At 59.1% G+C, this 21,514-nt stretch carries 22 protein-coding genes; 11 read left to right on the forward strand and 11 right to left on the reverse strand.

Going from position 1 to position 21,514, the window contains the following annotated elements:
• Positions 1-60: 60 nt before the first annotated feature.
• Positions 61-1,218 (forward strand): FAD-dependent urate hydroxylase HpxO, encoded by a 1,158-nt coding sequence (hpxO, locus tag AC6I7J_RS10165; protein WP_021506065.1) that lies wholly within the window; start codon positions 61-63, stop codon positions 1,216-1,218.
• A gap of 51 nt (positions 1,219-1,269) precedes the next feature.
• Here the strand turns inward: hpxO and dcp are convergent, their stop codons facing one another.
• The 3 genes from dcp to AC6I7J_RS10180 form a co-directional block, all read right to left on the reverse strand.
• A complete protein-coding gene (gene dcp / locus AC6I7J_RS10170) occupies positions 1,270-3,321 on the reverse strand; it encodes a peptidyl-dipeptidase Dcp (RefSeq protein WP_498005561.1) in 2,052 nt (683 codons plus the stop codon).
• Between the two features lie 50 nt (positions 3,322-3,371).
• Positions 3,372-4,730, reverse strand: coding sequence for a guanine deaminase (gene guaD / locus AC6I7J_RS10175; protein ID WP_498005563.1), 1,359 nt, complete (start codon positions 4,728-4,730; stop codon positions 3,372-3,374).
• Between the two features lie 124 nt (positions 4,731-4,854).
• The gene (locus tag AC6I7J_RS10180; protein ID WP_498005565.1) at positions 4,855-5,037 is read right to left on the reverse strand and encodes a hypothetical protein; all 183 of its coding nucleotides are present in this window, start codon (positions 5,035-5,037) and stop codon (positions 4,855-4,857) included.
• Positions 5,038-5,103: 66 nt separating this feature from the next.
• Between AC6I7J_RS10180 and ydfG the strand changes: the two genes are divergently transcribed.
• The gene (gene ydfG / locus AC6I7J_RS10185) at positions 5,104-5,850 is read left to right on the forward strand and encodes a bifunctional NADP-dependent 3-hydroxy acid dehydrogenase/3-hydroxypropionate dehydrogenase YdfG (RefSeq protein WP_010618462.1); all 747 of its coding nucleotides are present in this window, start codon (positions 5,104-5,106) and stop codon (positions 5,848-5,850) included.
• A 45-nt stretch (positions 5,851-5,895) separates the two neighbouring features.
• Here ydfG and AC6I7J_RS10190 read toward each other — a convergent pair whose 3' ends face one another.
• On the reverse strand, positions 5,896-6,222 hold the full coding sequence (locus tag AC6I7J_RS10190) for a YnfA family protein (protein WP_031279118.1): 327 nt from the start codon (positions 6,220-6,222) through the stop codon (positions 5,896-5,898).
• Between the two features lie 133 nt (positions 6,223-6,355).
• On the opposite strand from AC6I7J_RS10190, the gene AC6I7J_RS10195 reads away from it, so the two are divergent.
• Together AC6I7J_RS10195 and AC6I7J_RS10200 are read left to right on the forward strand one after the other, a co-directional pair.
• Entirely contained in the window at positions 6,356-6,691 is a 336-nt protein-coding gene (locus AC6I7J_RS10195; RefSeq protein ID WP_058758533.1) for a DUF1283 family protein, read from the forward strand.
• A gap of 52 nt (positions 6,692-6,743) precedes the next feature.
• Positions 6,744-7,040: a DUF1161 domain-containing protein gene (locus AC6I7J_RS10200; RefSeq protein ID WP_058769782.1), complete on the forward strand. Its 297-nt coding sequence runs from the start codon at positions 6,744-6,746 to the stop codon at positions 7,038-7,040.
• 31 nt (positions 7,041-7,071) lie between these two features.
• Here AC6I7J_RS10200 and AC6I7J_RS10205 read toward each other — a convergent pair whose 3' ends face one another.
• Positions 7,072-8,532, reverse strand: a complete 1,461-nt coding sequence (locus tag AC6I7J_RS10205; RefSeq protein WP_498005567.1) for an MDR family MFS transporter — start codon at positions 8,530-8,532, stop codon at positions 7,072-7,074.
• A gap of 382 nt (positions 8,533-8,914) precedes the next feature.
• Between AC6I7J_RS10205 and AC6I7J_RS10210 the strand changes: the two genes are divergently transcribed.
• The 4 genes from AC6I7J_RS10210 to osmV are packed head-to-tail and all read left to right on the forward strand — an operon-like array spanning position 8,915 to position 12,367.
• Entirely contained in the window at positions 8,915-9,631 is a 717-nt protein-coding gene (locus tag AC6I7J_RS10210; RefSeq protein ID WP_021506071.1) for an ABC transporter permease, read from the forward strand.
• A 16-nt stretch (positions 9,632-9,647) separates the two neighbouring features.
• The gene (locus AC6I7J_RS10215) at positions 9,648-10,574 is read left to right on the forward strand and encodes a glycine betaine ABC transporter substrate-binding protein (protein WP_498005569.1); all 927 of its coding nucleotides are present in this window, start codon (positions 9,648-9,650) and stop codon (positions 10,572-10,574) included.
• Between the two features lie 9 nt (positions 10,575-10,583).
• Positions 10,584-11,231 (forward strand): osmoprotectant ABC transporter permease OsmW, encoded by a 648-nt coding sequence (gene osmW / locus AC6I7J_RS10220; RefSeq protein WP_021506073.1) that lies wholly within the window; start codon positions 10,584-10,586, stop codon positions 11,229-11,231.
• Positions 11,231-12,367, forward strand: coding sequence for an osmoprotectant ABC transporter ATP-binding protein OsmV (gene osmV / locus AC6I7J_RS10225; protein WP_471806821.1), 1,137 nt, complete (start codon positions 11,231-11,233; stop codon positions 12,365-12,367). The genes osmW and osmV overlap by 1 nt, the downstream gene beginning before the upstream one ends.
• A 51-nt stretch (positions 12,368-12,418) precedes the next feature.
• On the opposite strand, the gene AC6I7J_RS10230 is transcribed toward osmV, so the two are convergent.
• From AC6I7J_RS10230 to AC6I7J_RS10245, 4 genes are all read right to left on the reverse strand, one after another.
• Positions 12,419-13,795, reverse strand: a complete 1,377-nt coding sequence (locus AC6I7J_RS10230; protein ID WP_498005571.1) for a nucleobase:cation symporter-2 family protein — start codon at positions 13,793-13,795, stop codon at positions 12,419-12,421.
• 179 nt (positions 13,796-13,974) lie between these two features.
• Positions 13,975-14,676 (reverse strand): dethiobiotin synthase, encoded by a 702-nt coding sequence (gene bioD / locus AC6I7J_RS10235; protein ID WP_132462543.1) that lies wholly within the window; start codon positions 14,674-14,676, stop codon positions 13,975-13,977.
• A gap of 105 nt (positions 14,677-14,781) precedes the next feature.
• Positions 14,782-15,999: a sugar metabolism global transcriptional regulator Mlc gene (gene mlc / locus AC6I7J_RS10240; protein ID WP_021506077.1), complete on the reverse strand. Its 1,218-nt coding sequence runs from the start codon at positions 15,997-15,999 to the stop codon at positions 14,782-14,784.
• 135 nt (positions 16,000-16,134) lie between these two features.
• Entirely contained in the window at positions 16,135-17,031 is an 897-nt protein-coding gene (locus tag AC6I7J_RS10245; protein ID WP_498005574.1) for a LysR family transcriptional regulator, read from the reverse strand.
• Positions 17,032-17,125: 94 nt separating this feature from the next.
• Here AC6I7J_RS10245 and ynfM point away from each other — a divergent pair, with 94 nt between their 5' ends.
• From ynfM to AC6I7J_RS10260, 3 genes are all read left to right on the forward strand, one after another.
• Positions 17,126-18,382 carry a multidrug efflux MFS transporter YnfM/SxtP(Kp) gene (ynfM, locus tag AC6I7J_RS10250; protein ID WP_498005576.1) on the forward strand — a complete coding sequence of 419 codons (1,257 nt, stop codon included), beginning with the start codon at positions 17,126-17,128 and terminating at the stop codon, positions 18,380-18,382.
• A gap of 168 nt (positions 18,383-18,550) precedes the next feature.
• Positions 18,551-18,802, forward strand: a complete 252-nt coding sequence (locus AC6I7J_RS10255) for a hypothetical protein (RefSeq protein ID WP_150361034.1) — start codon at positions 18,551-18,553, stop codon at positions 18,800-18,802.
• Positions 18,803-19,128: 326 nt separating this feature from the next.
• Positions 19,129-20,313, forward strand: coding sequence for a sugar transporter (locus AC6I7J_RS10260; protein WP_498005578.1), 1,185 nt, complete (start codon positions 19,129-19,131; stop codon positions 20,311-20,313).
• A 52-nt stretch (positions 20,314-20,365) separates the two neighbouring features.
• On the opposite strand, the gene rhaM is transcribed toward AC6I7J_RS10260, so the two are convergent.
• Positions 20,366-20,680: an L-rhamnose mutarotase gene (gene rhaM / locus AC6I7J_RS10265; protein ID WP_058769776.1), complete on the reverse strand. Its 315-nt coding sequence runs from the start codon at positions 20,678-20,680 to the stop codon at positions 20,366-20,368.
• Positions 20,670-21,512, reverse strand: coding sequence for a rhamnulose-1-phosphate aldolase (rhaD, locus tag AC6I7J_RS10270; RefSeq protein ID WP_104092925.1), 843 nt, complete (start codon positions 21,510-21,512; stop codon positions 20,670-20,672). Before rhaD ends, rhaM begins: the two co-directional genes overlap by 11 nt.
• Positions 21,513-21,514: the final 2 nt, after the last annotated feature.

Consider the following 21,514-nt stretch of genomic DNA (forward strand, 5'->3'; position numbering starts at 1 on the left):
TGGCCCTGCAAGATGGTACAAAAGTTGCAGGGTTTAGGGTGCACAGTAAAGGAGACGGTAATGAAAGCGATTGTGATTGGAGCGGGTATCGGCGGCATGAGCGCGGCGCTGGCGCTGGAAAAAGCGGGTTTCAGCACCGCAGTGTATGAAGCGGTGAAAGAGATGAAACCGGTCGGCGCGGCCATCTCTATCTGGCCTAACGGCGTGAAGTGCCTCAATGCGCTGGGTCTCAAGGCACAGCTGCGCGCGCTCGGCGGCAATATGGCGTTTATGGCTTACAACGATGGCCACAGCGGCAGCACCCTGACCCGCTTCAGTTTGTCACCGCTGGTGCAGCAGGTCGGCGAGTATCCTTATCCGGTCGCACGCGCAGAGTTACAGGCGCTGCTGATCGACAGCTACGGCCGCGAACGCATCCGCTTTGGCAAACGCGTTGAACGGGTGGAGCAGCATGCCAGCGGCGTGACCGCCTGGTTTGATGACGGCAGCCAGGCTGAAGGGGATTTTATGGTGGCCGCCGACGGCACCCACTCGGTGATTCGTCATCACGTGCTGGGCGAACACGTCGAGCGCCGCTACGCAGGCTACGTTAACTGGAATGGCCTGGTCACCATCGATGAGAGCATCGCGCCCGCCGATCAGTGGACCACGTTTGTCGGCGAGGGCAAGCGCGTCTCGCTGATGCCGGTGAGCGGTAACCGCTTCTACTTTTTCTTTGATGTCCCGCTGCCGAAAGGGCTGGCGCAGGATCGCGCAACGGTGAAAGACGATCTGCGCGGCTATTTTGCCGGCTGGGCCGAACCGGTCCAGCGGCTGATCGCCAGCATTGACGCACAAACCACCAATCGCGTGGAGATTCATGATATCGAACCCTTCAGCCGCTTTGTCAGAGGGCGTGTGGCGCTGCTGGGGGATGCGGCACACAGCACCACGCCGGATATCGGTCAGGGCGGCTGTGCGGCCATGGAAGATGCGGTGGTACTGGCGCAAACCCTGACTGCACATTCGCTGGGCATTGAGGACGGCCTGCTGCGCTATGAGGCGCGGCGCGTCGAGCGCACCCGTGATTTGGTGCTGAAAGCGCGCAAGCGTTGTGATGTCACCCACGCCAAAGATGCGGCGGTCACCGCGGAATGGTATGCCGGACTGAAAGAGGAAACCGGCGAGCGCGTGCTGGCCGGCATGTGTGACACCATTGAAGGCGGTCCGCTGGGATAAGCGTGCAGGCCAGCCAGCTGCACCGCTGGCTGGCCCTTCGGTTACGGCGCGTTACGCCTCGTCGAGGCCGCGGTGTTTCAGCATCGGCCCGATGTCCGGCGCTTTACCGCGCCAGGCCAGCCACAGATGCTGCAGATCGCTGCTGTTACCGCGCGACAAAATCTGCTCACGGAAGCGCTGACCATTTTCGCGCGTCAGACCGCCCCGCTCGACAAACGCCTGATAACCATCGTCGGCCAGCATCTGCGTCCAGATATAGGCGTAATACCCGGCCGCATAGCCGCCACCCCAGATATGACGGAAGTAGCTGGAGCGATAGCGCGGCGGCACGGCACTCAGGGCAATATTCTCCGCCGCCAGCGCCTGCTGCTCAAAATGGCTGACATCCTGCGGATTATCGTGCGGTGACAGCGAGTGCCACTGCAAATCAAGCAGTGCCGCCGCCAGCAGTTCGGTCATGTCATAGCCTTTGTTGAATTTCGCGGCGCGCACCATTTTGTCGCGCAGCGCAGCGGGCATCGCTTCACCGGTCTGATAATGACGTGCATAGTGGGCAAATACCTGATCCTGACTGGCCCAGTGTTCGTTGATTTGCGACGGAAACTCGACAAAATCACGCGGTGTGGCGGTGCCGGACAGGCTGGCATAGCGCTGGGTGGCGAACAGGCCGTGCAGCGTGTGGCCAAACTCATGGAACAGCGTGATCACCTCATCCCAGCTGAGCAGTGCCGGCTGACCGGGCTGCGGCTTGCTGTAATTGCAGACGTTGTAAATCACCGGCCGGCTTTCCAGCAGCGTCGACTGGTCGACGAAATTGCCCATCCATGCGCCACCGCTCTTATTATCCCGCGTGAAGAAATCGGTGTAGAACAGCGCTAACGGTGCACCGTCGGCATCAAAAATCTCATAAACATTGACGTCCGGATGGTAGACCGGCAGATCGTGGCGCTGTTCAAAGCGAATGCCATACAGCTGGCTGGCACACCAGAACACGCCCTTTTCCAGTACAGTGTTGAGCTCAAAATAGGGGCGGATTTGCCCTTCGTCCAGCGCGTATTGCGCGGTGCGTACCTGCTCAGCGTAGTAATTCCAGTCCCAGGCGCGCAGCGTGAAGCTGTGGTTTTGATCGGCGATCAGCTGCTGAATATCCGCCGCTTCACGCCCGGCGCGCGCCGTCGCGGCGGGCACGATGTTGCGCATAAAGGACTGGGCGGCTTCCGGCGTTTTCGCCATCTGATCCTGCAGGCTCCATGCTGCGAAGCTGTCGAAGCCCAGCAGACTGGCCTGCTGCGCACGCAGTTGCGCCATGCGCGATACGATGGCGCGCGTGTCGTTGTCGTCACCCTGCTCGCTGCGCGTCAGCGCCTGCTGATACAGCGCTTCGCGCGTGGCGCGCACCGTCAGCGACTGCAGCACCGGCTGCTGGGTGGTATTTTGCAGAGGGATTAGCCATGCATCGTGCAGCCCGCGCGCCCCGGCGGCGTCCTTCGCCTGTGCCAGCGCCGCCGGCGACAGGCCGTCCAGCGCCGCCGCGCTGCTGACGGTATAAGCGGCGGCGTTAGTTGCCGCCAGCAGCCGGTTACCGAAACGCGTGCCCAGACTGGCCAGCTCCTGATTACAGGCGCGCAGTTGCGCTTTATCGCTCTCACTCAGGCTGGCGCCGGCCAGCTGAAAGCGTTGCCAGGTGACTTCCACCAGACGCATCGCTTCGGCATCCGGGCACTGCGAACCGCGCTGCTGATACACGCTGTCGAGCCGCGCAAACAGCGCCGGGTTAAGGTAGATTTCGTCATTGAGCGCCGTCAGCTGCGGGGTGATCAGCTCGTCAACCTGCTGGAGCCGCTCGCTGGTATTGGCTGAGGTCATCGCGGCAAAAACGGGGTACACGCGATTTAGCAGGCTACCGCTGCGCTCCAGCGCTTCATAGGTATTAGCAAAGGTTGCCGGCTCGGGGTTGCTGGCGATGGCCGCCACTTCCTGGCGCTTTTCGGCAATTCCGGCTTCCAGCGCCGGCAGGAAATGCGCTTCGTCGATCAGATCAAACGGCGGTGTCTGGTACGGCAACGGGCTGACGTTAAAAAACGGATTGGCACGTGAAGTCATTATCGCTCCTGATAATCAGCAACGCCGCAGCCACCTGCGGCGGGATGCTTTTATCCTGGCAGTTTCGTCGCCTGGCAACAACCTTGCGCGTGCGTATGGCTTTCCCGCTGCCACACGCACTTACCGTTGACCCAGGTTTGCGCGATGTTACGGTCATCACCCAGCGTCATCAGGACAAACAAACGCTGATGGATATCGTCGCTGTTGGCCATGCGCAGCTGCTGCAGTGGTGATACGGCAGGATCGATCACCACAAAATCTGCCTCTTTACCGGGGTTGAAGTTGCCGATTTTGTCATCAAGATCCAGCGCATGGGCGCCGCCCAGCGTAGCGTGGTAAATCGCTTCTGCAGCGCTGAGTTTGTACTGCTGCAGCTGCCCCACCTTATAGGCTTCACCCAGCGTCTGCAGCATATTGAAGGTAGTGCCGGCGCCAACATCGGTGCCCATGCCCATGCGCACGCGCTGCTGCCAGCGGCGTTTAAGATTGAACAGCCCGCTGCCGAGGAACAGGTTGGAGGTCGGACAAAAGGCCATCGCCGAGTCGGTGTCGTGCAGGCACTGCCATTCGCGATCCTCCAGATGCAGGCAGTGGGCAAATACGCTGCGTTTGCCGGTGAGCTGATGCTGGTGATACACATCAAGATAGCCATCATGGGCGGGAAACAGCGTTTTTACCCAGGCGATCTCCTGCTGATTTTCGCTGAGATGGGTATGCAGCCAGGTATCGGGAAACTCGTTTTTCAGCTGCTGCACTTTTTCCAGCAGCTGCGGCGATGAGGTCGGCGCAAAGCGCGGCGTCAGCGCATAACCGAGACGCCCGCGCTGGTGCCAGCGCTGAATCAGCTCACGCGTCTGCTGATAACTTTGCGCCGGCGTTTCGGTCAGTTCCGGCGGTGCGTGGCGATCCATCATCACCTTGCCGGCAATCAGCCGCATCTCCAGCTGTTCGGCGGCGCTGAACAGCGCGTCTACCGATTGCGGATGCACCGTACCAAACACCAGCGCAGTCGTGGTGCCGTTGGCCAGCAGCTGTTGCAGGAAAAACGCTGACATGCGCGCCGCGTGCGCCGCACAGTGGTACTGGCTCTCGACCGGAAAAGTGTACTGATTGAGCCACTCCAGCAGCTGTTCACCGAACGCGCCGATCATTTCGGTCTGCGGATAGTGAATATGGGTATCCACAAACCCCGGCAGGATCAGCTTGCCGCGCAGATCGATCACCTGCGTTGATTCAAGGTGTTGAAGTGCCGGCTGCCAGCGCTCCAGACTCACCACTTTGCCGTCGCGCAGCGTTAGCAGACCGTCTTCGAGGTAGCGTGCCTGGTCGGCGAGGCCATCGGGCTGGTCGGCCAGCGCGGGAAAATCAAAAAAACTGGCGCGCAGACGGGTTACAACGGAGTCAGACATGACGCTTCCTTCAGGGTGTAATGCAGGTTTCAGATAGATATAGCAAAGATATTGCAAACCGCATGCCAGGCAAGTCAACCCAACAATCACTTTAAATTCAGATAAATACCCAATTTCAGCGCGATTATCGTCGCAAAAATTGCAGGCAATCGTATGCGTAACCGATTGCCTGTTCGTGGTATTGCCTTTGCGCATTGTGCTGGCGTTTTACACCGGGAAAAGGTGCCTGATCGGGCACGATCATGGTGCAGGGCTGCACCGCAAACGTGCAGGAAAGATTCTGCAACACGCCGCTCACGCTTTTCATGAGCGCCGCTGCGGGGTTAATGCTAAGGTGTGGCAGAGAACCTGCAATCGTATAAGGAACAGTGAGATGATTATTTTTGTTACCGGTGCGACCGCCGGTTTTGGTCAAAGTATCACCCGCCGCTTCATTGCTACAGGTCACAAAGTGATCGCCAGCGGACGCCGTGCTGAGCGTTTGCAGGAATTAAAACAGGAACTGGGCGACAACCTGTACACCGTGCAGCTGGATGTGCGTAACCGCGCGGCTATCGAAGAAGCCATCGCCGCCCTGCCCGCCGAATGGCGTGATATCGATGTGCTGGTGAACAATGCCGGGCTGGCGCTGGGCGTCGAACCGGCGCATAAAGCCAGCGTTGAAGACTGGGAAAATATGATCGACACCAACAACAAAGGGCTGGTGTATATGACGCGCGCCGTGCTGCCTGCCATGGTAGAGCGCAACGTCGGTCACATCGTCAATATTGGCTCGATTGCCGGCAGCTGGCCGTACGCCGGCGGCAACGTGTACGGGGCAACCAAGGCGTTTGTGCGCCAGTTCAGCCTCAACCTGCGCACCGACCTGCACGGCACCGCGCTGCGCGTCACCGATATCGAGCCTGGCCTGGTGGGCGGCACCGAGTTTTCGAACGTGCGCTTCAAAGGTGACGATGGCCGCGCGGATGCGGTGTATGAAGGCACCACTGCACTGACGGCGGAAGACGTGACGGAAGCGGTCTATTGGGTGACCACGCTGCCGAAGCACGTCAACATCAACACGCTGGAAATCATGCCGGTGACGCAAACCACCGCCGGACTGAAAGTGTTCAAAGGATAAGCAAGCTGCGCGTGGCGGCCCGTCGGGTCGCCCTGCGCGGCCGGTTCAGGCCTTGCCCCAGCCGATAACGATAATCAGCATGCCGCTGAACGCCACCAGCGCACCGACCCAATCCCACGCACTCAGTTTGACGCCATCGACCAGCCGCAGCCAGATCAGCGCCGTTAACACATACACGCCGCCATAAGCCGCATATACCCGGCCGCTGGCTGCCGGATGCAGGGTCAGCAGCCAGACAAACAGCGCCAGGCTGGCTGCGGCCGGTAACAATAGCCAGGCGCTCATGCCGCGCTTCAGCCACAGCCACGGCAGAAAACAGCCGGTGATCTCGGCAATCGCAGTGATAAAAAACAGCAGCGCGGTTTTCACCAGCATACAAAGTCTCTCTGATCGTTAAACAAACCGCTCACCGCTGGTGAGCAAAGAAGCAGCGATGATATACTGGCAGACAGTGTTGTGACAGCCGCCCTGCGCGCTGTGCTGGAGTTAACGAAAGGAAATGACGATGAAAAAACTGTTTTCCGCCCTGCTGGCTACCACGCTGACTGCCAGCGTAATGCTGACTGCACCGCTGGCTGTCGCTAAGACGGATCGCCTGATTATTGAAGATGGCAACAACGCGGCCAGCAACGAGGCGGCGCGTCAGAGCAAAGAGCAGTGGAACGATACGCGCAACCTGCGTAACAAGGTGAATACCCGCGTGGAGAAAGAGTTCGACAAGGCAGACCGGGCCTTTGATACCCGCGACGCCTGCGAAAAAAGCTACAACGTTAATGCGTACTGGGAACCGAACACCCTGCGCTGCCTCGATCGCCGCACCGGCCGTCCGCTGGCGCCGTAATGCGCGCCAGCTGCTATAGTTTTCACGGGAATGACGCAACAAGGAGTGAGTGATGAAAAAACGTAATGCAGTTGTGTTGCTAATGGCGCTGGCGTTACCGCTGGCGGTGCAGGCGTCCTGCGAAAGCGTGCGCGCCGACATCAGCAAAAAGATCATCAACAATGGCGTGGCGGAATCGGATTTTACGCTGGATATCGTGCCGAACGATCAGGTTGATCAGGCAGGCGGTCAGGTCGTTGGCCACTGTGAAAACGACACGCAGAAAATCGTTTACAAGAAAAACGGTCGCGATGCGGATAGCAGCGTGCCGGACAGCGCGGGCAGCTCGCAGGATGCTCCCGCACAGTAATCTCTTCGGGCGGCTTGCCGGCCGCCCTGCTTTATTCCGCCTCCGGCCGCTGACGCGGCATCAGCCACGCAATCCACAACGTCAGCAGCGCAATCAGCAATGCCACCACAAATACCCAGTGCAGCGAACTGGCAATCTGTCCGGTCCAGAAGTGTAACTGCTCCTGCGGCAGCGCCTGACGGCTCTCCGGTGCCATAATTTTCTGCATCGGATCGCTGGCCTGCGGCAGCCGCAGCGACAGGTTGAGATTGAGCACCGCGCCCATTATCGCCGTGCCGATGGCTGAACCCAGCATGCGGCTGAACATGATCGAGGCGGTGCAGATGCCGCGAATTTCATAGTGCGCATGATTTTGTACCGACACCAGAAAGGTGGTGCTGGTCATGCCCATCCCGGTGCCAATAACAAACGCTGTCAGCCCGGCCTGCATGATGCTGCTGTCGGCGCGCAGCAGCAGTAACAGCGCGCTGCCGGCAATCAGTAAAAACGCGCCGAGCTGCGCGGTAAAGCGATACGAGGTGATCAGCATCAGGCGCCCGCTGAGCGTACTGGCCAGCGGCCAGCCAATTGACATCATCGCCAGCGCGCTGCCCGCCTGCAGCGGTGTGCCGCCAGTAATGCCCTGAATCCACGTCGGCAGAAACGCGCTGATGCCCATCATGGTGGCCCCGATAATCAGGTTCCCGGCATTACCGGCCACAATCAGGCGGCTGCGCCACAGCGCCAGCGGAAACAGCGGCGCATCGGCGCGCTGCTCGTGATGTTTCAGCCGCCAGCCGGCCAGCAGCGCCAGCGCCAGGAACGGCACCAGCCAGAAACCCAGCGCTTCCGCCTGTAACAGCGCCACCAGCAGTGCGGTGACGCTGATCATCAACCAGCAGCTGCCGGTCAGATTCAGCGTTGCGCCCTGATGCTGTTCGCGCGCCGGCAGAAAACGCGCCAGCAGCAGCATTGAGAGCAGGCCAATCGGCACGTTTACCCAGAAAATCACCGACCAGGTAAAGTGCTGAACCAGCCAGGCACCGCTGAGCGGACCGATGACGGCCGCGACACCCCAGACGCTGGAGAGCCAGCCCTGCACGCTGGCGCGCTCGCGCGGCGAGTAAATGTCCGCCACGATGGTGGTGGTCAGCGGCATAATCGCCCCGGCGCCCAGCCCCTGAAAAGCGCGAAACACGATCAGCCACGTCATACTGTGGGCAAAACCGCACAGCACGGATCCCAGCAAAAACAGCGTTACGCCGATGAAAAATAATCGTTTGCGGCCCCAGATATCCGCCAGTCTGCCGTACAACGGGACGCTTACCGCCTGCGTAAGCAGATAAATAGAAAACACCCAGCCAAACTGCGCGAAACCGCCAAGATCGGCAATGATGGTTGGCATGGCCGTGGCCACAATGGTGACCTCAATGGCAGCCATAAACATCGCCAGCATGCAGGCAATCAGAATCCAGTGGCGATGTTCCGTTTGTAATTGTGCACTTTCAGTCATACGTCTCCCTTTTTCTTACAAGGCTAGTCGAAATTTCGCCGACTCAGTTTCCTCTGCGTGCGCCTATTTGTGACAATGTCACCTATCTTGATGAAAATTTTTTATTGTCGAGCGACACCTTATTTCATGCGGGTTTCGCTTAATTTTACCACTTTTGTATCTACCTGATTTTGCCGTGAAAACTGGCAATGATCATCAAGCGTTGCTATAGCTCTAAAGGCAGTTTCTGGTTTTTCACTATGAAAAAGCCGGGAAACAGTCATTTTAACTGCAATTTGACAGCGTGCTGGATTTTCGTCTGTGTATTGCACCGCATAACGCCGCTACGCTGAAAATAACGTCATAAAATCAATCGATTTTTTCAATCAGGGAGACGCACGCTATGCACAATGCATCGCTCGCCCGACGTGCCGGGCTGGCACTGCTCGCCATCGTGGTGGTGATAGCCCTGCTGGTGTGGGGATTAGGGCTGGATACGCTGCGCGACCGCAAGGTGGATTTACTTTACCTTGGGCAGCAACACCTGTACTTAGTGTTCTGGTCGATGTTATGCGCTTTACTGGTTGGCATCCCGAGCGGGATTTTGCTCAGCCGTCCCTTCGCCCGTCGCTGGGCTGAATATGTGATGCAAATCTTCAACGTCGGTAACACGCTGCCACCGCTGGCCGTGCTGGCGCTGGCGATGGTGATTGTCGGCATTGGCGATCGCCCGGCGCTGATCGCCTTGTTCCTCGCCTCGCTGCTGCCGATTGTGCGCAACACCTATGCCGGTCTGAGCGCGGTGCCGCCGTCGCTGATTGAAGCCGCCAACGGTATTGGCATGACCAAACTGCAGCGGCTGCGCCGGGTTGAACTGCCGAATGCGCTGCCGGTGATCCTCGCCGGGGTACGCATCGCGACCGCGATTAACGTCGGCACCGCGCCGCTGGCCTTTTTAATTGGTGCCAGCAGCTACGGCGAGCTGATCTTCCCTGGTATTTATCTCAACGACTTCCCGACGCTGATCCTCGGCGCAGTGGCCACCGCCCTGTTTGCCCTGATCCTCGACATGCTGCTGGCAGCATTGGGACGCGTCCTCAGCCCGCACTCTGCGGCTTAACCCGGAGCATGTAATCATGGCCACTGCTAATCTGCTGGCGCGCTGGGTCAAACGCACCGCGCTGGCCCTGACCGCCACCTTAACCCTCAGTCACGGCGCGCTCGCCGCCACGCCCATCGTAATGGCGACCAAAAGCTTTACCGAGCAACATATCCTGTCTGCGATGACGGTGATGTGGCTGCAAAAGAAAGGTTTTCAGGTCACCCCGAAAACCAACATCGCCACCACCATCGGGCGCAACGCGATGATCAATAAGCAGATTGATATGACGTGGGAATATACCGGCACCTCGCTGATTATTTTTAACCATATCAACAAGCCGATGTCCTCTGAAGAGGCGTACAAAACCGTTAAACAGCTGGACGCGAAGCTGGGACTGGTGTGGCTCAATCCCGCACCGATGAACAACACCTACGCGTTTGCCATGCAGCGCCAGCGCGCTGAGGCGGAAGGCATCAGCACCATGTCGCAGCTGGTGGCGAAGCTGGAACAGGTGCGCAACACCGATCCGGATCATAACTGGAAACTCGGTCTCGATCTGGAATTTGCCGGCCGCTCGGATGGTCTGAAACCGCTGCAGAAAGCCTACAACATGCCGCTGGATCGCCCGCAGATTCGTCAGATGGACCCCGGCCTGGTGTATAACGCGGTGCGCGACGGCTTTGTCGATGCAGGACTGATCTACACCACAGATGGCCGGGTAAAAGGCTTTGATTTGAAAGTACTGGAGGATGATAAGCACTTCTTCCCAAGTTACAACGTCACGCCGGTAGTGCGTCAGGATGTGCTGGAAAGCCATCCCGGCCTTGAGGCGGCGCTGAATGCGCTGTCGCCGCTGATCACCGATGAAGCCATCACCGAGATGAACAAGCGCGTCGATATCGATCACCAGTCGCCGCAGCAGGTGGCGCGTGATTTCCTCAAATCCAAAAACATGCTGTAAGGAGGCGCAATGGATACCCTGCATTACATCATGGATAACTGGAACACGCTGCTGGCGCTGACCTGGCAGCACACCTGGCTGGTGCTGGTGGCGGTAGGTTTTGCCATCCTCGTCGGCGTGCCGCTGGGCATTCTGATTGTCCGCTTCAAATGGCTGGCAACACCGGTGCTGGGCATCGCCACCATCGTGCTGACCATCCCGACCATTGCGCTATTTGGCCTGATGATTCCGCTCTTTTCACTGATCGGTCAGGGAATTGGCGCCCTGCCGGCGATTACCGCGGTGTTTCTCTATTCACTGCTGCCGATTGTGCGTAATACCCATACCGCGCTGGAAAACCTGCCGCCCGGGCTGCGCGAAGCCGGTCGCGGTATCGGCATGACCTTCTGGCAGCGCCTGCGCTGGGTGGAAATTCCGATGGCGCTGCCGGTGATTTTTGGCGGTATCCGTACCGCCGTGGTGATGAACGTCGGCGTGATGGCCATTGCGGCGGTGATCGGTGCCGGCGGCCTGGGCCTGCAACTGCTGGACGGCATCAGCGGCAGCGATGTGCGTATGCTGATAGCTGGCGCACTGATGATCTGTTTACTGGCGATTATTCTTGACTGGCTGCTGCACCGTCTGCAGTCGGCGCTGACTCCTAAGGGGATTCGATAATGATAAAACTGGAAAACCTGACGAAAACCTTTACGCAAAAAAACGGCACCACGTTCAATGCCGTCGACAACGTCAGCCTGGAAGTGCCTGCCGGGGAGATGTGTGTGCTGCTGGGCCCGTCCGGCTGCGGCAAAACCACCACGCTGAAGATGATTAACCGTCTGATCCCCGCCAGCAGCGGGCGGATTTTAATTAATGGCGAAGACACCAGCGGCCAGGATACTGTCACGCTGCGCCGCAACATCGGCTATGTGATTCAGCAGATTGGTCTGTTCCCGAACATGACCATTGAAGAGAACATTACCGTGGTACCGCGCATGCTGGGCTGGGACAAAAAACGCTGTCGGGAACGGGCGACGGAGCTGATGAGCATGGTGGCGCTTGACCCGACGAAGTTTCTGCATCGCTACCCGCGTGAGATGTCGGGCGGCCAGCAGCAGCGCATCGGCGTGATCCGCGCGCTGGCGGCGGATCCACCGGTACTGCTGATGGATGAACCGTTCGGTGCCGTCGATCCGATCAACCGCGAGGTGATTCAGAACGAGTTCCTCGATATGCAGCGCCAGCTGAAGAAAACCGTGATGCTGGTGAGTCATGATATTGATGAGGCGCTGAAGCTCGGTGACCGCATCGCGGTGTTTGGCCAGGGCAAAATCGTGCAGTGTGCCAGCCCGGACGAACTGCTGGCGCAGCCGGCCAACGAATTTGTCGGCTCGTTCGTCGGTCAGGACCGTACGCTGAAGCGTCTACTACTGGTGCAGGCGGGCGACGTCACCGATCAGCAGCCGACCATCACCGTGCAGCGCAGTACCCCGCTGCAGGAGGCGTTTGCGACCATGGACGACAACGACATGCGTTCGGTCACGGTGGTCGACGAAGATGGCAAACCGCTGGGCTTTGTCAAACGTCGTGAAGCGCGCGGCGCCTCCGGCCGCTGCGAGGAGATGCTGCACACCTTTAAGGTCACCGGCAAAGCGGAGGAGAACCTGCGCGTGGTACTGTCGAAGCTGTATGAACACAACACGGTATGGATGCCGATTGTCGATGAGGAAGGTCGTTACAGCGGCGAAATTTCGCAGGATTACATCGCGGATTACCTCAGCTCCGGCCGCACGCGCCGTCGTCTCAACCCGTAACCCCGACCGAACCGCGCCACGGAGGGCGCGATTCTCCAGGTAAATTGTGCGTCAGTTGCTCTCTTCGACCGCGCCGACCGCCGCAACCGTTTTAGCTTCATTCGGCAGCACCACGTTCAGCAGCATGGCGAGAATCCCGCCGGTGGTGACCGCATGACCAAACAGGTTGCTGACCAGCGGCGGAAACTGTTTCAGCACGTCCGGAACCGCTTCCACCCCGAGGCCAATGCCAAACGACACCGCCACAATCAGCATCTCACGCCGCCCCAGTGGGGCCTGAGTCATCACGCGAATACCGGCGGCGACCACACTGCCAAACATCACCAGCGTTGCCCCGCCCAGCACCGGCGGCGGAATCTGCTGTAGCAGGTTGCCGACCAGCGGGAAGACGCCCAGCAGCACCAGCATCAGGCCAATCACCATCCCCACGTAGCGACTGGCGACGCCGGTCATCTGAATCACCCCGTTGTTCTGCGCAAAGGTGGTATTGGGAAACGCCGAGAACAGTGCCGCCAGCAGGCAGCTGAGGCCATCGGCCAGAATCCCGCCCTGCAGCCGACGCTGAAACCCGTCGCCTTCCAGCGGCTGGCGTGAAATAAGACAGTTGGCGGTCAGATCGCCCACCGCCTCAATCACGCAGATCAGCGAGACCAGCGCGATCGGCACAAACAGCGTCCAGCTAAAATCAAAGCCAAAATGCAGCAGCGAAGGCAGCACCAGCCAGTGCGTCTCCGCCATCGGCTTCAGCGGCAGATGACCGCTCAGCGCCGCCGCGATGCAGCCCGCACCAATGCCGGCGACCACCGCCACCAGCCGCGCCCAGCGCGAGTGGGAACGGTTAAGCACGATAATCACCAGCAGGGTCAGCGCCCCCAGCGCCAGATTACCCGGCGCACCAAAATCGCGGGCGTTATGCCCGCCCGCCCAGTCGGTAATACTGACTTTTATCAGGCTGATACCAATCAGGGTGATCACCGTACCGGTCACCACCGGGGTCAGCACTTTACGCAGCGGTGTGATGCAGCGGCTAATCAGCATCGGGATCAGCGCCGCCACCAGGTTGCAGCCGAATATCATGGCGAGGATCGCCTGCGGTGAACCGCCCTGCGCTTTCACCGTCATCCCCGCAGAGAGAATGACGCCGAGAAAGGCGAAGCTGGTGCCCTGCAGACAGATCATGCCTGCGCCAATGCCGCAGAAACGGCGCGCCTGCAGAAAGGTGCCGAGTCCGGAAACCAGCAGCGACATGCTGATGAGATACGGGATCCAGGCCTGTAACCCCAGCACGGAACCGATAATCAGCGGCGGCGTGATGATACCGACCACGCTGGCCAGCACGTGCTGCAGGGCGGCAAAGAACGCCGGTGCAGGACCGATGCGGGCATCCAGCCCGTACAACAAACCTTTCTCTTCTTCTGGGTGCGACATAGCAGGGCTCCGGCAAACGATTTATCAGTTTGCCTGATGCATGAAACGCGCCAGGGCGACAGCGGACAGGGAAAATTCAGGACAGATGATTGAATATAAAAAGGTTTACGGCATAAAAAAAAGCAGCCGCTCCTGAAACTCCGGATTCAGCTGCGTGCGATATGCCGCATTTTGTTTCATCAGGCGGCGGGCTTTGCACTCTCGCTGTGCAGCGCATCACCCCCGAGTAACGTAATATCCAGATAACCACTCAAATCACGCTGTTCGGCGCGCGGCAGATAAGGCAGTTCACCCAACAGCGGCGCGTTCAGCTTATCGCGCAGAACATCAATGATTTCAGCATAGTGCGCCAGTCCGGGATTGATGCGATTGGCGACCCAGCCCGCCAGCGTCAGGCCATCGGCGGCAATCGCTTCGGCGGTCAGTAAAGCGTGGCTAATGCAACCCTCTTTAATGCCCACCACCAGCACCACCGGCAGTTGCGCCTGCTGCACCCACTGCGACAGCGGCCGTAAGTCGTTCATCAGGCTGCGCCAGCCGCCCGTGCCTTCCACTACCACGCGTGCAGCGCGATCCTGTAAGCCAGCCAGTCCGCGATTGAGTAACGGATAATCGATGCGCTGCGCCGGGCTGGTGCTGATTTCATCCTCTTCCAGCGTCACGGGATTGACGTCGCTGTAGCTCAGCGTCAGGCCGGAAGCCTGCTGCAGCAGTACGGCATCTTTATTACGGAGCCCTTCCGGCGTGTGCTGCGCGCTTTTGGCAACCGGCTTGTAGCCAGCGGCACACAGATTCGCTTTGGCAAAGCACTGTAACAGTGCGCGGGAAACCACGGTCTTACCCACCGCGGTGTCGGTACCGGTGACAAAAATCGTTTTCACCTTTCTCCTCCTTCATTAAAGCGATGTGTAACCTGCAAAGGAGGCAGTTTAAGGATTTGTCCCAGGCGAGAGCTTGCGTTAGCGCAAACTTAAGGCGGGCTGGCGTTAGCCCTGCAACAGTTTTATCAGTAAATGGCCGCTATAGAGCGCGTCTTTGATCAGCGCCGCGCCGCCCAGCGTGCCGGGATCGTTGAAAGCCGCGGGGGTTAGCTGGATAGCGTGACTGTATGCCGGCAGGGCCTGCTGGCGAATGGTGCTGCTGACTGCCGGGAACAGCACGTCCGCCGCCTGGTTAAGCGGTGAACCGATAAGAATTTGTTGAGGATTAAAAATGTTGACCATCATCGCCAGCATGCGTCCGATATGATGACCGACGCCGGCAATGACGTCACGCGCCAGCCGGTCGCCCTGCTGCGCAGCGGCACACAGCGAGGCCAGCGTCAGCGGCTGCTGGTGCAGCTGGCTGTCCGGCTGCGACGATAAACGCTGTGCCGCCAGCTGCAGCAGGCTGCCGGTGCTGGCCACCGTTTCCAGGCAGCCATGGTTGCCGCAGTAACACTGCTGGCCGTAAGGATCGATCTGCGTATGACCGATCTCCACCAGCGCGCGTCCGCTTTTGTGCAGCAGCTGGCCACCGCTAATCACCCCGGCGCCCACCGTTTCGTCAATAACAATCTGAATCACGTCCTGCGCACCCCGTGAGGCACCAAACAGCGCCTCTGCCAGCGTCCATGCGGAGATATCGTGCTGGACGAATACCGGCAGCCCGGTGCGCTGCGCCAGGGTTTCGCCCAGCGGCATATCCTGTACGTCATAGCCCGGCATACGGTGCACCACGCCGGAGGCGGCGTTGATCAGTCCCGGCAGGGTAATGGCGATAGCGGTCAGACGCTCAAGTTTTTGCTGATGGCGAATAAAAAAGGCGTTGACCAGCTCCTGCAGCGTCTGCAGTAGCGGCGTGTCGGCGCTGGCGGGCAGCGGCAGGCGATCTTCCTGTAGCGCGCGGCTGCTGAGATCGCGCAGCGTCAGGGTGATGAACCCCGGCTGGAGGCGAACAGCCAGATAGTGCCAGGCCAGGGTATCGAGGATCAGCCCTATCGCCGGCCGTCCGCGACTGCCTGGCTCCTGAAACTCGGTCTCCTGCACCAGATGCGCATCCAGCATTTCGCGCACAATTTTGGTGATGCTGGCCGGGGCCAGCTGGGCACGTTTCGACAGCTCAATCCGCGAAATCGGACCGTAATGGTCAATCAGACGATACACTGCACCGGCATTGGTCTGTTTTATTTGGTCAATATGGCCAGGCTGACTGTCCAGATTCACGCCCTGCTCCCGGATATTTTCGCGCTTCTAAATAAACAGCAGCTATGGTGATGCAGATTGGCGCGCAGCGTCAAATATTTGATTAGAAATGTGATTTATCGCACACAAAGAACGCGGTTTTCTGTACCCGCGGGTTCATTCCTCGGCATTGTGCAGCAGCAGCGCCATCATATTGCTCATCTGCGCACTCGGCTGGCGCAGCGCTGACCACACCAGCCACACCTCAGAAATGGCATCGCTTTCCTGTAGCGGAATCCAGGCGACTTCCGCCAGTCGCGCGCGGGCAAACGAGGCGGGTAAAATCGAAACGCCCAGCCCGGTTGCCACCAGACCGAGTATCGTCATGGCTTCACCCACTTCCTGGGTAATGTAAGGTTTGATTTGGTAGCGATGCAGCAGCGCCAGAATTTCACCGTACAGGGCCGTGCCGCCCTGCGCATCAAAGAAAACAAAAGGTTCGCTGGCTAACGCCCGGATGCTAATCGACGTCGTCTGTGCCAGCGGATGGGCGTGGTGCACCACCGCGCACAGCGGTTCACGCAGTAACAGGCGATGCTGAAGATCCTCCGGCAGCGGCGTATTGCGCATGACGCCCAGGTCGAGTCGCCCCTCGTGCAGCGGTGCCAGCTGCTGCCGCGTGTTGTACTCCTGCATCTGAATATGCACGTCCGGCCAGCGCTGCCGATAGTGATACAGCGCATCCGACACCAGTCCGGTAAACGGCGCCGAGGAGGTAAAGCCGATGCGCAGCTCTCCCTGCTGACCGTGATGAATGCGCGCCGCGCGCCCGGCCGCCTGTTCCACCTGCAATAAAACCGCGCGCGCATCCTGTAAAAACGACTGGCCGGCCGGCGTGAGCTGTACGCTGCGATTAGTGCGGGTCAGCAGCTGCGCGTCCAGCGCCTGTTCCAGTTGCAAAATCTGCTGACTGAGCGGCGGCTGAGAAATGTGCAGCCGCTGTGCGGCGCGGCCAAAGTGCAGCTCTTCCGCAACGGCAATAAAGTAGCGCAGATGGCGCAGCTCAATCATCATATCTTAAACGTCTCATTTGAGATTATTAATATATTGTACAACCTATTTAGCCTTTCCTACAGTACTCAGACATTTGCTGAATTGAGGATGTACTGTGAGTCGCTCTTCCCAGGCTGTGACGCTTGATGAGGACAGCTTGTCCACGAAGCCTGTCACCGCCGATACCGCTACTGAATGGATTGAACGTGGATCGCCGCAGTTTATGCGCGTGACGCTGGCGCTGTTCTCTGCCGGTCTTGCCACTTTCGCCCTGCTCTATTGCGTACAACCGATCCTGCCGGTGCTGTCACAGCAGTTTGGCGTGACGCCTGCCGAAAGCAGTATTTCGCTGTCGCTCTCCACCGGGCTGATGGCGCTGGGCCTGCTGTTCACCGGCCCGCTGTCAGATGCGATTGGGCGTAAATCGGTGATGGTGACCGCGCTGATGCTGGCGGCGATTTGTACGCTGATCTCCGCCACCATGAGCAGCTGGCAGGGGATTCTGCTGATGCGCGCGCTGACCGGTCTGTCGCTCAGTGGCGTCGCGGCGGTGGGCATGACTTACCTGAGCGAAGAGATGCATCCGCGGGTCATCGCCTTCTCCATGGGGCTGTACATTAGCGGCAACTCGATTGGCGGCATGAGCGGTCGTTTACTCTCCGGTGTGCTGACCGACTTTTTCTCGTGGCGTATTGCCATTGGCGTCATTGGCTGCTGCGCGCTGGCTGGCGCGCTGATGTTCTGGAAAATTCTGCCTGCGTCGCGCCATTTTCGCCCTGCCTCACTGCGGCCACGCAGTCTGCTGATCAACTTCCGCCTGCACTGGCGCGACAAAGGGTTGCCGCTGCTGTTTGCCGAAGGCTTTCTGCTGATGGGCGCGTTTGTCACGCTGTTTAACTACATCGGCTACCGTTTACTGAGCGCGCCGTGGTCACTGAGCCAGGCGGTGGTCGGGCTGATGTCCGTGGTGTATCTCACCGGTTCGTGGAGTTCGCCGAAAGCCGGCGCGATGACCAGCCGCTTTGGTCGCGGTCCGGTGATGACGGGCGCTACGGCGATCATGCTGGCCGGTCTGCTGCTGACCGCCTTTAATTCGCTGTGGCTGATTCTGCCGGGCATGATGTTGTTCACTGCCGGCTTCTTTGCCGCCCATTCGGTGGCCAGCGGCTGGATTGGACCGCGCGCGCGCCGGGCGAAAGGCCAGGCATCATCACTTTACCTGTTCAGCTACTACGTGGGCTCCAGCGTGGCCGGCACCCTCGGCGGCGTATTCTGGCACCGCTACGGCTGGCCGGGCGTGACCCTGTTTATCAGCGCCCTGCTGGTGCTGGCACTGCTGGTTGGCCTGAGTTTACAGGGCCGCAAACTGTAATACCCTTCATCGTTAGCGCGGGACCTCAGCGTCCCGCCTGCTCCGCTGGATTCGAATAATAAGGCATTCGCACCGTACCACTTAAAACAAAATAGCAATTCATCGCTATAATTCGTTCTATTCCAATAATACATAGACTTATTTTTTACACAGCAATGAGGTAGTCAGATGGAGCTTTACTATTATGTCGATAAGCATGCCGGTTATAACGACAATCATGTGGTGCATGCGAAGGGCTGTCCGTTCCTGCCATCCGACGGCGGTCGTCGTTTTCTGGGGACTTTTTACACGCCCGGGGCCGCAATCCAGCAGGCGCGTAAATTTTACGCCACTGCGTTGGGCTGCGAACAGTGCTGCCCGGTGGGCGTAAAAAAAAATCCGACCCACAACTTTAGCGTGGCACTAAAGCATATGGCGTGACTCTGATAATCCTGGTCTGAACCGCACCCGTCTACACGGTACCCGCCCTCAGCACGGCTAAGCGATTTTTCTATTACAGAAACACCTGACTTAGCCTGTGCTGGTACGGCAGACTCGCGGGCCGGCAGCACGCTGGCGCAGCAGTTCCCCATAACCGCAGGCTATTTACCACGCTCAGCGCGATAAGAAATATTCAGTGATAAAACCCCGGTTAACGGTTTTCATCGGCTGACTAATGCTCCACAATAGCGGAAATTTGTGATCGAGGTCACTTTACCGGGTGCGTTCCTGCCCCCCTCACTCGTCGTTTAGCCGATTTGAATTCAATGCAATCAACAACCGTTTCCCGTAAAACAGCCTGGCTGCGTGTGGTGCTGCTGGCTATCGCTGCTTTTGTCTTCAATACCACCGAATTTGTGCCGGTTGGCCTGCTGTCGGACATCGCCAGCAGCTTTGCAATGAAAACCGCTGATGTCGGTATCATGCTGACCATCTATGCCTGGGTCGTGGCGCTGTTATCGCTGCCGTTAATGCTGCTGACGCGCAACGTCGAGCGCCGCCTGCTGCTGGCCATCCTGTTTATTCTGTTTGTTGCCAGCCACCTGTTATCGGCCGTGGCGTGGGATTTCACGTCGCTGGTGCTGTCGCGCATTGGTATTGCGCTGGCGCATGCGGTGTTCTGGTCGATCACCGCCTCGCTGGCGATTCGCGTTGCGCCGGCCGGCAAGAAAACCCAGGCGTTGAGTATGCTGGCCACGGGCACGGCGCTGGCGATGGTGCTGGGCGTACCGATTGGTCGTATTGTGGGTCAGTATCTGGGCTGGCGTACCACCTTTGGTATGATCGGCCTGTCAGCGCTGGTACTGCTGATTATGCTGGTGCGGATACTGCCGCGCCTGCCGAGTGAGCACACCGGTTCACTCAGCAGCGTGCCGATGCTGTTTCGCCGCCCGGCGCTGGTGGCGATGTACATTCTGGTCACCGTCGTGGTGACCGCGCACTACACCGCTTACAGCTATATCGAGCCGTTTATGCAGGTGGTAGCCAGCGCTGATGAGAACTTCACCACCCTGTTACTGCTGCTGTTCGGCTCAGCCGGCATTCTGGGCAGCATTCTGTTCAGTACGCTGGGCAATAAATTCCCGTCCGCGCTGCTGATCGCCGCCATTGCGCTGATTACCCTGTGTATGGGTCTGCTGGTGTTTGCTGCGGTACGCCCGGCAGCGATTACCGTGCTGTGTATTATCTGGGGAATGGCAATGATGATGATCGGCCTGGCGATGCAGGTGCGCGTGCTATCGCTGGCACCGGACGCCACCGACGTCGCCATGTCGCTGTTTTCCGGTATTTATAACATCGGTATTGGCGCAGGCGCGCTACTCGGTAACCAGGTCAGTCTGCATCTGCAGATGGCAGACGTGGGCAACGTGGGCGCAATTATTGGTCTGGCAGGAGTGTTCTGGTGTATCGCCATTTTCCGCCGTTATCCGCAGCTGCGCTCCAACGGCTAGTGCGTTTCACAGGCAGCGGCGCCCCTGGCGGCACCGCTGCTGACATGGCCGGCTAAGGCAGGAAAAACATCGGCTGCAGGGCTTTGCTCACCGGGCTGTTGTCGGGATTTGATGGCATCAGGTCACGCATTGACGCCCACCAGCGCTGACACACCTCGGTTTGCGCCACGGCCTGCCAGCGCGCTTCGGATTCAACCTCGACGCTGGCAAACAGCAGGTTGCGTTCAGCATCCAGCCAGATCGCGTAGTTATGCGCGCCATGTGCTTTCAGCGTCCGTTCCAGCTCCGGCCAGATCGGCGTGTGACGGCGCTGATACTCCGCATGGCAGTGCGCATAGACCTGCATGACGAACGCTTTACGCAACATCACTGCGCTCCGCCTGCAGCGCCGCCGGCCACGGCTTCACGTTAAAGCGCTCGCCCAGCGCAATCAGCTGTTCGGTGGTGATGCTCTGACGAATGCCGCCCATCGACAGCGCCATGACCACCACCTGCGATGACTTCTCAGCGGTATCAATCAGACCAAAGGTTTCGTCGAGCGTCGGTCCTGCGCCAAAGATTCCGTGGAAAGGCCACATCACCAGGCTATGACTGGCCATCGCTTCTGCCGTCGCCTGACCAATGCCATCGGTACCCGGTACCATCCAGGGCAAAATGCCGACGCCATCGGGGAACACCACCAGGCACTCGGTGCTGCCCTCCCACAGCAGGCGGGTAAAGCGCGCCGCATCCAGATCCACCACATAGCTGAGCGCCATAAAGTGGGTGGCGTGACAGTGCATAATCACCCGGTCCGCGCCGTGGCTCAGTGCCTTGCGTACGCTGTGTGACTGAAAGTGCGCCGCCAGCTCGGACGTTGGCAGCCCTCCGTTGCTGAGCCCCCAGTGAATTTTGTACGACAGCCCTTTGTCATCTACCTGCAGCAGCACCAGACTGTCTGACGGATCGAGCTGCACGTTGCGAAAGAACTTCCCGGAGCCGGTCACCAGGAACCAGTCGTTGGCCAGCGCGGGGGCCGGCTTGCTCAGTTCAATACAGCGCGGTGCCGGATAAAAATCGCTGGCATACGCGCTGACCTCTTCCGGCAACAGACGCAGACTGACGTTGCCGCCGTTACGTTCATCCCAGCCTTTCAGCCACATGTCACTGGTGGCTTTAACCATGTCGCGCACAAACCACGCGGAGAGAATTGTTTGCATGA

Source organism: Type-C symbiont of Plautia stali (assembly GCF_059730935.1).